The sequence below is a fragment of the Rhizobium sp. BT-226 genome, assembly GCF_025847085.2.
Classification (GTDB): Bacteria; Pseudomonadota; Alphaproteobacteria; order Rhizobiales; family Rhizobiaceae; genus Rhizobium; species Rhizobium sophorae.
The window spans coordinates 97,497-111,867 of record NZ_JAOYTI010000006.1 but is presented as its reverse complement, the minus strand read 5'-3'; the positions used below and the strand labels follow the sequence as shown (position 1 = coordinate 111,867).

The following is a 14,371-nucleotide window of genomic DNA, read 5'->3' as shown; positions in this document are numbered from 1 at the left end:
GCGTTCGTCTAAGGCGCGCCGAGCTGCCGGCGGAGAACTTAAAGCTTCCCGGCCCGCTGCTGGATCATCATGAACGTATCGAAGGTGTATTCCGACAGCTGCATCCAGAGATAGGCGTCCCGCTTGAAGGCGGTTTGATCGTCGTAGATCTTCTTGAAATACTGGTTCGTGCCCGAGATTTCGCTGTAGATGCCCGTGGCTGCCTGGAAGCAGGCTTCCATGATCTCCTGGCTGAACGGCCGCAACGTCGCGCCCTCCGCGACGAGCTGCTTCAGCGCGGTCGGGTTCTTCGTATCGTATTTCGCCAGCATGTTGGTGTTGGCGAAGGCACAGGCGTCGGTGAGCGCTGCCTGGTAGTGCTTCGGCAGAGTGCTCCACTTTTCGAGATTGAAGAAGGCATGCACCGTCGGGCCGCCTTCCCACCAACCGGGATAATAATAGTATTTCGCCACCTTGTGGAAGCCGAGCTTCAGGTCGTCATAAGGGCCGACGAATTCGGCCGCATCGATCGTGCCTTTTTCCAACGCCGGATAGATGTCGCCGCCGGCGATCTGCTGCGGGATGACGCCGACCTTTTCCATGACGCGGCCGGCAAGGCCGGCAATGCGCATCTTGACGCCCTTGAGGTCATCCAGCGTATTGATTTCCTTGCGGAACCATCCACCCATCTGGGCGCCTGTATTGCCGGCCGGCAGGGCATACATGCCCTGCGTGGCGTAGAACTCGTTCATCAGTTTGTTGCCATTGCCCTCGTAGAACCAGGCATTGGTCAGGCGGCTGTTCAGTCCGAACGGAGTAGCCGTTCCGAAGGCATAGGCTGGATCCTTGCCCACAAAATAGTAGGAGGTGGTGTGCGCTGCCTCGACCGTGCCGGCGGCCACCGCATCGACGGCCTGCAGGCCGGGTACGATTTCACCGGCTGCAAAAGGCTGGATCGTGAAATCGCCGTCGGTGGCGGCGGCAACATGCTTGGCGATATCCTCGGCGCCGCCATAGATCGTGTCCAGGCTCTTCGGAAACGACGACGTCATGCGCCATGCGATCTTCGGATTCTCCTGCGCGATCGCAGGCGCCGCCAATGCCGTTGCGGCAACCGCTCCGGCGCCGGCGGTCCCCGCCTTCTTGAAAAACGAACGACGATCCATCAAAAACCTCCCGTATAGATGGTGCTGCGCGGCGATCTTCACCCCTACCCGCAGCAAGGGCAAACCTAAGCATGGCCGGGGCCGCGATTCAAGCTTTAGTCTATTAGCCTTTGGCATCAAGACGGCAATAAGGCAGCCCGTAGGCGCCCATCAAAATCAGCGGCTTAGCCGGAAACCGGAGAACCTCGGCACCGCTTCCGCCGCAATTTGGCCACCTCACGCAGCCAAGCGTTGACTTGACGGCCGTTCTGGCGGCAGAAACGGCAAGCACAAAGATTTCACCGGGGCTGATATGACGAAACCGATCGTTGCCATTCCTGCCGATATCCGCAGCTTCGACGGCGCGACCTGGCATGCCGTACAGCATCAATATCTGCGTGCCGCATTGAATGCGGCCGGGGTCATGGCCTTCATCATCCCCGCCTTCGAGGAAGGCTACGATACCGATGCGATCCTCGACCGCGTCGACGGCCTGCTGGTGTCCGGCTCGGCCAGCAATGTGCACCCTTCGCTCTACGGCACCGAGGTGAATGACAAGGACGGGCCCTTCGACCCCGCCCGCGACGCCACCAGCCTGCCGCTCATCCGCCGCGCCATCGACCGCGCCATCCCGCTGCTTGCTATTTGCCGCGGCATCCAGGAGCTGAACGTCGCCCTCGGCGGCTCGCTGGCAAGCGAGATCCAGGAGCAACCCGGCATCTGGGACCACCGCCGGCCGGAAGGCGTCGATCGGGACGGCATGTACGCCATTCGCCAGACCGTCCACGTCAAGGAAGGCTCCTGCATCGCCGGCATTCTCGGTCCGGGCGAGATCCGCGTGAATTCCCTGCATCGCCAGGCAATCGCCAGGACCGCCCCACGCCTGCAGGTTGAAGCGATCGCCGAGGACGGCACGGTGGAGGCCGTTTCCGTCGTTGACGCCAAGGCCTTTGCCGTCGGCGTGCAATGGCATCCGGAATATTGGGCTGAAACCGACAAGTCTTCGAACCAGCTGTTCGCCGCTTTCGGCGACGCCGTCCGCAGCTATGCCGCGGCCAAGCTGCCGGTCATCCCCGCGCAGGCGATCGCCTGACTCCAGGCGCCGGCGAAGCGCTATGTCTGTGCTTGGCAGCAAGCATTGTCCGCCGAGCCGACCCGCGCCTAAGCCTTCTGCGGCGTCTCCGGCACCGGCGTCAAAGCCGCACCCTTCTCGAACCAGGCGATGAGATTGTCGGCAACGAGATCGGCCATCGCATTGCGTGTCGGCACGGACGCGGAGGCGACGTGCGGCAGCAGCACGGCATTGGACGGTTCCAGCAGGTCGGCCGGCACGGTCGGCTCTTCATAGAAGACGTCGAGACCGGCAGCCCCGAGCGCGCCGGAAGCTAGTGCGGCACTCAACGCCTCCTCGTCCACCGTCCAGCCGCGGCCGACATTGACGAGAATGCCGTCAGGGCCGAGTGCTGCCAGAATCTCGGCATCGATCGTCTTGTGGGTCTGCGGCGTCTTCGGAACGATGGCGATCAGCGTATCCACAGCATTCGCCAGCCCCTTCAGCGTCGGGTGATAATCGTAGGACACATCAGCATGGCGCGAACGCGTGTGATAACTGATCTTCACCTTGAACGGCTCTAGCCGCTTGGCGATTTCGAGCCCGATGCGGCCAAGGCCGTAAAGCCCGACATGGCGGCCCTTGAGCGAGAAGCGCGACAGCGGATAGGCCGTGCCCGGCTTCCAGTTGCCGGCTCGCAGCCAGGCTTCGGCCCGCGGCAACTCGCGAACCGTGTTCAGCAGCAGGCCGATCGTCGTATCGGCGACCTCGTCGTTCAACACCTCAGGCGTATTGGTGACGAGGATGCCTTTTTCGGCAGCATGTTTCACATCGATACCGTCATAACCGACACCGAAATTGGCGATCACTTCGGCATGCGGAAGCTGGTCCATCCAGGCGCCCGGGAAGGAACCGGACACGGCGACGCCGCGGATGCGGCCGGCAATCTCGCCGTCGAGCGCAAGCTTCTCCTCGCGCGGAACGGCGATAATCTCAAAACGATCCTTCAACCTTTCGAGAACACGCTCGTGTATCTTCCCAGGAACGAGAATGGCGATGCGGGACATGGCTTTTCCTCTTGGATGGCGGTCGTGGTTCAGGCGCGCGGCCGATGGGGACTGGTGGACTGGCGAATGCGCATTTCCGGCTTGATCAGATGCATGCCGTCAGGCTCATGGCTGCCGGCCAGGCGATCGAGCAGCGCTCGGGCGGCCAGGCGCCCGACCTCGGCCTGACCGTTCCAGACGGTCGTTAGCGCAGGCGTAGCGATCGACGCCTCCTCGAGATCGTCGTAGCCGGTGACGGAAATATCGCGTCCCGGCACCAGGCCGGCGCGCGCAATGCCGTTCATCAGGCCGATCGCCACGAGATCGTTCCAGCAAACGGCTGCGGTCGGCTTCTGCGGCAGCGAAAGGAAATGCACTGCAGCCTCGAAACCGCCCTGTTTCGAGCGCGGACCGGGAATCCGCAGGTTCGGATCGACCTCGATGCCGGCCTTGCGCAGCGAATTGACATATCCCTGGTAGCGATCGCGGCCGGTGGATGTCTGGTCGGTGCCGCCGATCATGGCGATCGAGCGATGACCGAGACCGATCAGGTGGTTGGTGGCAAGCGAGATGCCGTAGCTGTCGTCGCCGCGATAGGTCGGCAGGTCCTGCCCATCCATCGAGCGCGCGACCAGGATCGCCGGCATGCCGTTGTCTTCCGCCAGTTGCACATCTTCCGGCGGCGTACCGATCGCCGGCGACATGATGACGCCGTCGCCGCCGAGCTGCAGCAGCGTTTCGATGAAGGTGCGCTGCTTTTCGACATTATCGTAATGGTTGGAAAGAATGAAGGTGTGGCGGCTGCGGTCGAGCTCGCTTTCGATCGCCTTCAGGATCTCCCCATAGAAGGGGTTCATGATGTCGTGCACGACAACGCCGATGATACCGGAGCGCGAGGTCCGAAGGCTGGCGGCGCGGCGATTGTAGATATAGCCGAGTGCGCGCGCCTGTTCCTTGATCTTCTCCCGGGTGTTGCCGGCGACGAGCGGACTGTCGCGTAAGGCAAGCGATACGGTCGCCGTTGAAATGCCGAGCGTTTCGGCGATTGTCGAAAGCTTGATCTTCTGGACCACGTGTCCTCCTCCAGGCAGCACGCAAGACAGTCAAGACCCCGCCAGCAAACCGGCGCGGCCCTTAAAATGTTTAATTAAAAGATTTAATCGGTGGAAGCAATTCGTCTTTCAGGGAAATTTCAGTCTTCGTCCGGTTCTTCGATATGAATGGCTTCGGCCTGCAGATTGGCATCGATCGCCTTCAGCAGGCGGACGAGATTGCGAATTTCCTTCTCGGAGAACTCCTGCGTCGCCAGCCTGTCGCAGGCCGAGGCCGCCATCTCGATCCCCTGCACGCTGCCGCGGCCGAGTTCGGTGAGATAGACCTTGGTGAGGCGCGCATCCTCGGCATCGGGCTTGCGCTCGAGAAAGCCCTGCGCCTCCATGCGGCCGATCGTGCGCGTCATTGTCGGCGCCTTGACCCCGAGCTTCTGGGCAAGACCACCAGCCGTCATGCCGTCGCTCTCGGCAAGCGAGAGAATGACGCCGTCCTGGCCGGCATAGAGGCCGCTTTCGAGCAGGTTGCGCGAAAGCACCGTCCGCATGGAACGCGCCGCCTGGGTGAGCGCCGGAGAGAGATCGACGAGCGTATACTCGGTCTGGTCCTTCTTCTTGGACTTGTTCTTTTTGCCGTCCTTGTGCTTCTTTCCCATAGCCATCCCTTTGATCTTTAAGCCCCGACGCCGCTGCGATATGACATTGCTCAGGATCTCGTCATAAACAAGAGGCAACGACCGGATGATGACGCCTTCGCCGCGCTTCGAGGACAGCAACCCGGCCTTTGCACCTGACGGGCGCCATCTGATCGCCGTGCTGCCGCTCGGCGCCCACGAACAGCACGGCCCTCACCTGCCCTTCGAAACCGACACCCTGATTGCCGAAGGTATCGCCGGACGATTGAAGATGGCCTTGCCCGCCGGCCTGCCGGTCACCTTCCTGCCCGCCGAATCTGTTGGCTATTCCATAGAGCATATGGATGTTGAAGGAACGAAGACGCTTGCCTTCGACGAAGCGGTAAACCGCTGGCTCGGCATCGCCGAGGGGCTGGCAAAGCAGGGCATCCGCAAATTCGTGATGCTGAACGCCCATGGCGGCAATTCGCCCGTCATGACCATTGTCGCGACCGAGGCGCGGGTCCGCTTTGCCATGCTGGCGGTGGCGACGAGCTGGACCCGTTTCGGCGCGCCGGATGGCGTGGTCACGCCGGAGGAAAAGGCGATCGGCATCCATGGCGGCGATATCGAGACCTCGGTGATGCTGGCGCTTCATCCCGATAAGGTGGATATGGCGAAGGCGGCGGAGTTTTCTTCGCGACAGACGGAATTCGCCGAGCGCTTCAAGCATCTGCGCGCCTACGGGCCGCACGCCTTCGGCTGGAAGATGGCCGATCTCAACACGCAAGGCGCTGCGGGCAACGCCGCGGCCGCGACGGCAGAGAAGGGTGAGACACTGATTACCCATGCGGTGAAGGGGCTGACGGAACTGCTCGAAGATGTCGATGCCTTCGATGTCGAACAGCTCCGGTGAAGGCGGGCTTGCGCCGCGCAAACGATGTGATCTTATAACATTATAAAACCCTTTGAACTGCCACGCTCAAGCCATTATATGAGACCAACCGTTCAAGCAGCCGATCCCAAGCCGCTCGGCCGCACGCCTAATCCTAGAGGTTCTCATGACCGACGCGATCTCCACCCAGAAGCCTATTCCCGTTACCGTGCTCACCGGTTACCTCGGTGCCGGCAAGACGACATTGCTCAACCGCATCCTCTCCGAAAATCACGGCAAGAAATATGCGGTCATCGTCAATGAATTCGGCGAAATCGGCATCGATAACGACCTGATCGTCGAGTCGGACGAAGAAATCTACGAGATGAACAATGGCTGCGTCTGTTGCACGGTGCGCGGCGACCTGATCCGCGTCGTCGAGGGCCTGATGCGCCGCCCCGGCCGCTTTGACGGCATCATCGTCGAAACGACCGGCCTTGCCGACCCGGTGCCGGTCGCCCAGACCTTCTTCATGGATGACGATGTGCGCGCCAAGACCGAGCTCGACGCCGTCGTCGCCCTCGTCGATGCCAAGCACCTGCCGCTGCGCCTGAAGGACAGCCGCGAGGCGGAAGACCAGATCGCCTTCGCCGACGTCGTCATCATCAACAAGAGCGACCTGGTGACCCCGGAAGAACTTGATGTGATCGAGGATATCGTCCGCGCCATCAACCCCGCCGCCCGCGTCTACAAGACCAGCCGCTCCGGCGTCGACCTCGCCCGCGTGCTCGATCAGGGCGCCTTCAACCTGGAGCGCGCGCTCGAAAACGATCCGCATTTCCTGGAGCACGGCCATGACGATCATGTCTGCGGCCCCGATTGCGATCACGACCACCACCATCATGACCATGATCACGATCATCACGGCCACGACCATCATCACCATGGCGCCCATAACCATGGCGCGATGTCGGCGATCCATGATGTGACGGTGCAGTCGGTGTCGCTGCGCGGCGGCGAGATGAACCCGGAGCGCTTCTTCCCCTGGATCCAGAAGATCACCCAGACGCAGGGACCGAATATTCTGCGTCTCAAGGGCATCATCGCCTTCAAGGACGATCCCGAGCGTTACGTCGTTCAGGGCGTGCATATGATCATCGAGGGCGACCATCAGCGGCCGTGGAAGGAAGGCGAAAAGCACGAGAGCCGTCTCGTCTTCATCGGCCGCGAACTCGACCGCGAGAAGCTCGAAACCTCCTTCAAGGCCTGCGAGGCAGCCGCCTGATGCCGACAGTTGCACCGCTTGATCTCGACGGCCACGTTCTGGCCGTCGAATTTTTAGGTGATGTTCCCTTCTTCGCAAGCGCAAACGGTACATTCCACCGGCTGGACGGCGGCGACAGGGTTTCTGAAGCCCACCGGGGCATGCTCACCGCCATCCGCGACCCCTACAGCGAGAGCCTGATTTCGGGCGGCGAAGACGGCAAGGTGCTGCGCATTGCCGCCGACGGCAGCGTCAGCGAGATCGCGACCGCGCCGCGCAAGTGGATTTCGCAGGTGGCAGCCGGCCCGCAGGGCGCCGTTGCCTATTCCTACGGCAAGAGTTCGCTTGTGCGCCTTGCCGACGGCACGACCAAGGATTTCCCCGAAGAGCGCACGGTCGAAGGCCTTGCCTTCGCACCGAAGGGCCTGCGCATCGCGGCCGCGCGTTATAACGGCGTGTCGCTGCACTGGATCGGCATGAATGCCAAGCCGATCGATCTGGAATGGAAGGGTGCGCATACCGGCGTCACCTTCTCGCCTGATGGTAATTTCCTCGTCACCTCGATGCAGGAAAACGCATTGCACGGCTGGAAGCTCGACATCAAGCCCGGCACCGAAGCCCGCCACATGCGCATGACCGGCTACCCTTCCAAGGTGAAATCGCTCTCCTGGTCGGTCAAGGGCAAGTGGCTCGCGTCTTCAGGCGCGCCTGCGGCAATCGTCTGGCCCTTCCAAGGCAAGGACGGGCCGATGGGCAAGGCACCGCTGGAGCTCGGCACCCGCGCAAATATCATGGCAACCGCGGTGAAATTCCATCCGCTCGAGGACATCCTCGCCATCGGCTTCATCGACGGCATGATCCTGGCCGTGCGTATCGCCGACAGCAAGGAAGCGCTGCTGCGCCGGCCCGGCAAGGGCGCGATCACGGCGATGAGCTGGAGCAAAAACGGCAAGCTGCTCGCCTTCGGCTCGGAAGCCGGCGATTGTGGTGTCATCGATATTTCGGCTTGAGGCCCGTTGCCGGCACGGACGACGCCCTGATGGAACGCGAAATCATGGCGCTCACCGCCGATCATATGCAAGCCGCGGCCGGAATCAGACGTGTCGCCCTGTGGCAACGGCTGCCCTGGCTGCCGGATGTGCATACGCCTGAGGAAGAGGAGCAGTATTGGCGCATGCATCTGCTGCCGAACTGCACCATCCTTGGCGCTGCCATGGGCAACCGGCTGGTCGGCGTCATCGCCTATGGCGACAACTGGATAGAGCAGCTTTACGTTCTCCCCGGTTTCCAGGGCATGGGCATCGGCTCTTCACTCCTCGGCTGCGCCAAGGAGGAGATGAACGAGATCAGGCTCTGGACGTTTCAGCGTAATACGGGCGCTCGCAGCTTCTACGAACAGCACGGTTTTACCGCCGAGGAGGAGACCGATGGCGCCGACAACGAAGAACGGGAGCCTGATGTGCTCTATCATTGGCGCCGGCTTTCGGAGCTGACACTTCGCCCGCAACCGTCTGGCGGCTAGAATATGCTAAGGGCTTGCCAAATGCCGTGCCCGGGCGAAACATGAGCCACGAGCAGGAAGCGCTTTGCGCTGCGTTGGCTGACAGAGGAAACGGAAATGTCGAAATCGACCGGCCTCGGTTTGGCCGAACAACAGCCGCAGCCTTTGGGCGAAGCATCCGTTTGGACCGTGATTCGCACCGAGGCGGCCGAGCTTGCCGCACGCGAGCCGATATTGCGGCAGCTGCTTGACGCTCAGGTAACGGACACCGCCAACAACGATGAGATCATCGCCCACGTGCTGGCCGCGCGGCTCTCCGTAGCGCAGGTGGAAACGGGTGATCTGTTCGATCTCATCCTGTCCACACTTGATGACGATATCATGCGGAAGGTCGAGGCCGATCTCATCGCCGTGCGCGAGCGCGATCCGGCCTGCACGACATTTCTGCACGCGCTTCTCAATCTGAAGGGCTTTCATGCGCTTGAGACGCATCGGATCGCCCATGCGCTCTGGATCGCCGGCCGTCCGGAGATCGCCAGCTGGCTCGCCAATCTCGTTTCGCTGGTCTTCGGCCCGGATATCCATCCGGCGGCCCGGATCGGCGCGTCCATCATGCTCGACCACGGTTCGGGCATCGTCATCGGCGAAACGGCTGTCATCGAGGATGAAGTGTCGATCCTGCAGAATGTCACGCTCGGCGGCACCGGCAAGGAGACCGGCGACCGCCACCCGAAGATCCGCCACGGCGTGATGATCGGCGCGGGCGCCAAAATCCTCGGCAATATCGAAATCGGCGCCTTCAGCAAAGTCGCGGCCGGCAGCGTCGTGCTGAAGCCGGTCCCCGAGCATTGCACGGTCGCCGGCGTGCCGGCAACGCTCGTGCGCGTCCATCGCGCCGACGAAATCCCGGCCGAGACGATGGACCAGAATATCTAGGATCATTCTGAGATAGACGAATTTGCCCCGTTCCTACGCAGCTTGTTGATTCTCTCCAAAGACTTCGACCCGGTTGCGGCCTTCGCGCTTCGAACGATAGAGCGCCTCATCGGCCTTCTGCATCAGCCGTTCAAAGTCTCCGCCGCTTTCCGCACGCGCGGCAACGCCGACGCTCAGCGTCGGAAAGACGGCCAGATCCGGCCGCTGCATGACGGTAGCGGCGAAGGCGAGGCGGATGCGCTCGGCAATGGCCACGGCATCTTCCCGGGAAACGTTTTTCAGCACCGCCAAGAACTCATCCCCACCTTGACGGGCAAGCAGATCGTCGGAGCGCATGATGCCCCTCGCAACACTGGCGAAAAGCCGCAGAATGTCGTCGCCGGCGGCATGGCCATGCCTGTCGTTCAGTTGCTTGAAATGGTCGATATCGATGATCAGCAGCGATACCGGCTGGGAACCGAGAGCCGGCAGATGCTGGGCAAGGCCGCCGCGATTGAGCGCGCCGGTCAGCGGATCGTGGTGAGCGAGTTCGGTCAGCTGATTTCGGCTGCGCTCGGCGGCCATCAGCACCATGGCCATGCTGCGCAGCATGATGAACGCGACCGCCGATACCGCCATCCAGCTGTGAATTGCACTGCCGCCGAAAGGATCCGGCCCACCGATCTCACCGGTCGCCGCGAGAATGCTGCGAACCGCAAAGATCGCGGCAGTGCAGGCGTAGAGGCCGACAAGCAAGGCTGCCGAATAAAGCCTCTCGCGCCGGACAATGCTGATCGCCTCCCTTGCGACAGCAAGATCGCAGAGGCAGCAGATGACGGAGACGTAGAGGAGCCTCGCCGAGACTGCCGATGGATCGCTGACGATGAGGACGACAGGAACGCTGACGAGCAAGATGGCAAGCCAGAAAGTGCGCTGGTCGAGCGCTCGTCCCGAAAACACGCGCACGGCAAAGAACATCAGCATGTAGCCGGCGATGGTGACGATATTGCCGCCATCGACGGAGACCGAGTAGGGAACGAGATTGCGCAGCGCGACGAGAAACGAGCCGACGCCGACAAGAAGGTTGCTCAAGCCCCACCACAGCGGCCACCTCTCGAAGCGACCCGTCGCATAGGCCGCAAGCTGGAGAATGCCCAGCACGAAACAGCTCACGGCAACAATGAAATAGATCGTCCTGAGATCCAGCAGCATGGCGCTTTCCCGAAATTCTCGCGGAACTTACAGGAAGCGTTTTGCGGTTTGATTGGAGCCTTCGCTAAGAATTTAACGATCGCGGGGTTTTCCTACTGCGTAATGCAGCAATTCAAGCGTTACAGTGTCCTTTGCGCGTCTGAAAGACGCGCGGCTGTCGTCAAGCGGCCCGCACCGAGCCGATGATGTCCGCCAACAGACCGTGCAGCAAGTCCCTGTAACCATTTCGGGCGGACGGACCGCCCTCTTCCGAGGTCATGACGACGGTGAGATCGAGCGACGGCACGATGTACAGCATCTGCCCGCCATATCCCCAGGCGAAATGCACCTGCTCGCCGCCGATCTGCCGCGTGAACCAGCCATAGCCATATTCATCGCCGGAGAAGCGCGAGTTGGTGCGCTGCTGCCACGACTGGGAAATCCAGTCGGCAGGGACGATCTGGCGGCCGTCGGCAGTCTTTCCGCCGTTGCGGTAGAGCTCGCCGAAGGCAAGCAGCGACCGGGCGCTCATCGCCATCTGATTGCCGCCGAGATAGATGCCCTGCGGATCGCGCTCCCATGCACCAATGCGGAAACCTTCGACAGGACCCAGCCATTCGCGCGCCAGCGCCAGCGTCGACCGCCGGCCGACCCTGGTGAGAATGGCCGACAGCAGATGCGTGGATGCGGTGGAATAGAGCATTTCCCCACCGGGCTGATCGACGAAGGGCTGCGAGAGCGCAAAACGCACCCAATTGCGCGAGGAGACCCAGCGGCCGTAGTTCGCCCCCGACATGCGATCAAGCCCGGCCTGCATGGAGAGAAGATTGCCGATCGTGATGTCGTTGATACGCGGATCGGGCGTTACAGGGAGATCGGCCTTCAGGATCGGCGCGATCTTCTGATCCGGCCCCTCGAGCAGGCCTTTGTCGATAGCGATACCGACCAGCGCCGAAATGATCGACTTCGAAGCGGATTTGATATTGGTCGATTCCGAGGGCGAATGACCATGGAACCCACGTTCGCTGAGCACGCGTCCGTCGCGAGCAACAATCACCGTCTTGAGAGGCCTCATCGCGGGGTCGCTCGCCGCGCGATCGAGACGCGGACCAAGCCCGCCGACGCCGGAAGCCGTGCTCTGGGCAGTCGCCGGCCCCGTTGCGGCAAGCGGCAGGCAGAAGAAAAGCAGAAGGGAAAGAAGGCGGATCATGCGGCGCAAAATAGGATATCGCCGTGATATATTCGCGTGCCGGCGACCCTTTTCACGCGATTGTGTTTCCCCGTGCGTCGGGGAGCTAGCAACCACGCCGCTTCACCCGCCAGAAAGACAATCCGCGCCGCAATCACGCCAGGCCCGCCAGCCTGGGTAGTCAAACGGCGCGGATATTACCGGCCGGGGGAAGAATTCCCAACCTGGCCGGCCGGTCGGCGCAGCCTTACGGCTCCGCGCGTCGTTTCAGGCCGCCGGCCCAATCCCGTTCTAGGCTGCGCGGCGAACGGGCGCGCTAGCCAGCATGCGTCCCGAGGGGACGATCATGCCGGCCGCGCCGTCAAGCCAGCCTTCCGTGAGCTCGAGCGCAAGAAAGCGCGAACGTTCGAACGGACCCGGCATGACAAGATGGCGAGCCTTTTCGGCAAAGAAGCCGAAACGCTCGTAATAGGCAGCATCACCGACGAGCAGGATGGCGCCATGCCCGCGCTTCTTCGCTTCGAGGATCGCTGCGCGCATCAGCGCCGAGCCGATGCCCTTGCCGCCGCAATGCGGCGCAACGGCGAGCGGTCCAAGCAGCAGCGCATTGATCGGCGTGCCTTCGTCATTGACGCCGGCCTCGATGTTCCAGAGCCGCACCGAGCCGATGACATGGCCGTCGCGATCGCGCGCGACGAGTGCAAGGCCCTCGGCCGGGACGCGGTTGCGGCGGATCTTCTCCGACGATTTCTTGCGGCGATCCGGGCCCATGACGCGGTCGAGCAGGTTTTCACGCGCAACGACATCCGAGGGATTCTCAGTGTCGATGGCGAAAGTGGTAGGCGCAAAGAATGCGCGGACAGAATCAAGAACAGCGGCCATCTTGGCCTCCCGTACCCAATACCGTTATCAGCGGCGATGAAGGAAAATTGTGAAGTTGCCGCCCCGGCTGGTTACGGGGCCGGCGGAAACGACCTTAGATGACGTAGGCCTTCAACGGGTCGAAACCGTTGAAAGCGACCGCCGAATAGGTCGTCGTATAGGCACCGGTGCCTTCGATCAGGACCTCGTCTCCGATCGAAAGGGAGATCGGCAGCGGATAGAGGTTCTTCTCGTAGAGCACGTCGGCCGAATCGCAGGTCGGACCGGCAATGACGCAGGGCTCCATCTCGTCGCCATCGTGTTCCGTGCGGATCGGATAGCGGATGGCTTCATCCATCGTCTCGGCGAGACCGCCGAATTTGCCGATGTCGAGGAAGACCCAGCGGGCATCGTCATTGTCCGACTTCTTCGAAATCAGAACGACTTCCGCCTTGATGACACCGGCATTGCCGACCATGCCGCGGCCCGGCTCGATGATCGTCTGCGGGATCTGGTTGCCGAAATGCGTGCGCAGCGCCTGGTAGATCGACTTGCCGTAAGCTTCCGCGGACGGAACGTCACGCAGGTACTTGGTCGGGAAGCCGCCGCCCATGTTGACCATCTGCAGGTGGATGCCCTGCTTGGCAAGCGAGACGAAGACGCGCTTGGCATCGGCGAGCGCCGAATCCCAGGCATCGACCTTGGTCATCTGCGAACCGACATGGAACGAGACGCCATAGGACTGCAGGCCAAGCTGATGGGCGTAGACGAGAACGTCGACGGCCATCTGCGGAACGCAGCCGAACTTGCGCGACAGCGGCCATTCAGCGCCTTCGCCATCGGTCAGCACGCGGCAGAAGACACGGGCGCCGGGAGCGGCGCGCGAAATCTTCTCGACTTCCTCGTGGCTGTCGACGGCAAAGAGGCTGACGCCGAGCGCATGGGCGCGGGCAACGTCGCGTTCCTTCTTGATCGTGTTGCCATAGGAGATGCGGGCGGCGGTTGCACCGGCTTCGAGCGCCATTTCGATTTCGGCAACGGAGGCGCAATCGAAATTGGAGCCGAGGCCTGCAAGCAGCTTCAGCACTTCCGGGGCCGGGTTGGCCTTGACGGCGTAGTAGATGGCGCTGTCCGGCATGGCGTGACGGAACGCGTGGAAATTGTCGCGAACGACATCGAGGTCAACCACGAGGCAGGGACCGTCGGGACGTCGGGTTGCGAGAAAGTCGCGGATGCGCTGGGTGGTCATATCGATTCCCTCTTCCAATTCCAGAGCTCCGGCATGAACCGGAGGACAAAGGGCATACGATAGCTCGCATTGGAACCAGCCGGTGGAGACCCCGGAACCATAGCAAGCGCTCGATGCGCAGATAGTGAACCAACGCCGCGGTGCGGTGTAAGTTCGGCTTTGTCTGCCATGGATTGGAGGGAGAATCCCAACCGCACTTCCGGCAATGATGGTGTGCCTCTTCAGTAACCCCCGCTGATGGAAAGCAGGGAGAGAACAAAAAGGCCCGCACCGTCGTTGCTTCAGGCGTCCTCGCATTTTCCGGTTGGCCGGAATAGCGACTGGAGGGGTTAATTCCAGGTACCTTACCGATTTCCTCACCAATTCGAGGGTTCGGCGGACACCCATGGGCACGTGCGACTTTGGGCTGAGTGGGAAATAAGAATATTCGCCTTCATAATCAA

14 protein-coding genes are annotated in these 14,371 nt (G+C 61.9%); 6 read left to right on the top strand and 8 right to left on the bottom strand.

Annotated features, from left to right (window positions below; genetic code table 11):
* Positions 1 to 38: 38 nt before the first annotated feature.
* The gene (locus tag OIU37_RS29775; RefSeq protein ID WP_264259521.1) at positions 39 to 1,145 is read right to left on the bottom strand and encodes a TRAP transporter substrate-binding protein; all 1,107 of its coding nucleotides are present in this window, start codon (positions 1,143 to 1,145) and stop codon (positions 39 to 41) included.
* A gap of 292 nt (positions 1,146 to 1,437) precedes the next feature.
* On the opposite strand from OIU37_RS29775, the gene OIU37_RS29770 reads away from it, so the two are divergent.
* On the top strand, positions 1,438 to 2,217 hold the full coding sequence (locus OIU37_RS29770) for a gamma-glutamyl-gamma-aminobutyrate hydrolase family protein (protein ID WP_180696251.1): 780 nt from the start codon (positions 1,438 to 1,440) through the stop codon (positions 2,215 to 2,217).
* A gap of 68 nt (positions 2,218 to 2,285) precedes the next feature.
* Here OIU37_RS29770 and OIU37_RS29765 read toward each other — a convergent pair whose 3' ends face one another.
* The 3 genes from OIU37_RS29765 to OIU37_RS29755 all read right to left on the bottom strand — a co-directional run bounded on the left by OIU37_RS29765 (position 2,286) and on the right by OIU37_RS29755 (position 4,926).
* Positions 2,286 to 3,242, bottom strand: coding sequence for a 2-hydroxyacid dehydrogenase (locus tag OIU37_RS29765; RefSeq protein WP_180696250.1), 957 nt, complete (start codon positions 3,240 to 3,242; stop codon positions 2,286 to 2,288).
* A 29-nt stretch (positions 3,243 to 3,271) separates the two neighbouring features.
* Positions 3,272 to 4,294 carry a LacI family DNA-binding transcriptional regulator gene (locus OIU37_RS29760; RefSeq protein ID WP_129418993.1) on the bottom strand — a complete coding sequence of 341 codons (1,023 nt, stop codon included), beginning with the start codon at positions 4,292 to 4,294 and terminating at the stop codon, positions 3,272 to 3,274.
* 119 nt (positions 4,295 to 4,413) lie between these two features.
* A complete protein-coding gene (locus OIU37_RS29755) occupies positions 4,414 to 4,926 on the bottom strand; it encodes a MarR family winged helix-turn-helix transcriptional regulator (protein WP_025396056.1) in 513 nt (170 codons plus the stop codon).
* Positions 4,927 to 5,011: 85 nt separating this feature from the next.
* Here OIU37_RS29755 and OIU37_RS29750 point away from each other — a divergent pair, with 85 nt between their 5' ends.
* From OIU37_RS29750 to cysE, 5 genes are all read left to right on the top strand, one after another.
* Positions 5,012 to 5,800 carry a creatininase family protein gene (locus tag OIU37_RS29750; protein ID WP_180696249.1) on the top strand — a complete coding sequence of 263 codons (789 nt, stop codon included), beginning with the start codon at positions 5,012 to 5,014 and terminating at the stop codon, positions 5,798 to 5,800.
* 145 nt (positions 5,801 to 5,945) lie between these two features.
* Entirely contained in the window at positions 5,946 to 7,043 is a 1,098-nt protein-coding gene (locus tag OIU37_RS29745) for a GTP-binding protein (protein WP_164047470.1), read from the top strand.
* Positions 7,043 to 8,032, top strand: coding sequence for a WD40 repeat domain-containing protein (locus OIU37_RS29740; RefSeq protein ID WP_264259512.1), 990 nt, complete (start codon positions 7,043 to 7,045; stop codon positions 8,030 to 8,032). The genes OIU37_RS29745 and OIU37_RS29740 overlap by 1 nt, the downstream gene beginning before the upstream one ends.
* Before the next feature lie 29 nt (positions 8,033 to 8,061).
* Positions 8,062 to 8,544, top strand: coding sequence for a GNAT family N-acetyltransferase (locus OIU37_RS29735; RefSeq protein WP_264259510.1), 483 nt, complete (start codon positions 8,062 to 8,064; stop codon positions 8,542 to 8,544).
* A 96-nt stretch (positions 8,545 to 8,640) separates the two neighbouring features.
* Positions 8,641 to 9,459 carry a serine O-acetyltransferase gene (cysE, locus tag OIU37_RS29730; RefSeq protein ID WP_264259508.1) on the top strand — a complete coding sequence of 273 codons (819 nt, stop codon included), beginning with the start codon at positions 8,641 to 8,643 and terminating at the stop codon, positions 9,457 to 9,459.
* Between the two features lie 33 nt (positions 9,460 to 9,492).
* Here cysE and OIU37_RS29725 read toward each other — a convergent pair whose 3' ends face one another.
* From OIU37_RS29725 to odc2, 4 genes are all read right to left on the bottom strand, one after another.
* Positions 9,493 to 10,650 carry a GGDEF domain-containing protein gene (locus tag OIU37_RS29725; protein ID WP_264259505.1) on the bottom strand — a complete coding sequence of 386 codons (1,158 nt, stop codon included), beginning with the start codon at positions 10,648 to 10,650 and terminating at the stop codon, positions 9,493 to 9,495.
* A 160-nt stretch (positions 10,651 to 10,810) separates the two neighbouring features.
* Positions 10,811 to 11,839 (bottom strand): serine hydrolase, encoded by a 1,029-nt coding sequence (locus OIU37_RS29720; RefSeq protein WP_240604595.1) that lies wholly within the window; start codon positions 11,837 to 11,839, stop codon positions 10,811 to 10,813.
* A gap of 270 nt (positions 11,840 to 12,109) precedes the next feature.
* A complete protein-coding gene (locus OIU37_RS29715; RefSeq protein ID WP_182209184.1) occupies positions 12,110 to 12,700 on the bottom strand; it encodes a GNAT family N-acetyltransferase in 591 nt (196 codons plus the stop codon).
* Between the two features lie 94 nt (positions 12,701 to 12,794).
* Positions 12,795 to 13,928, bottom strand: a complete 1,134-nt coding sequence (gene odc2 / locus OIU37_RS29710) for an ornithine/lysine decarboxylase (RefSeq protein WP_003542992.1) — start codon at positions 13,926 to 13,928, stop codon at positions 12,795 to 12,797.
* Positions 13,929 to 14,371: the final 443 nt, after the last annotated feature.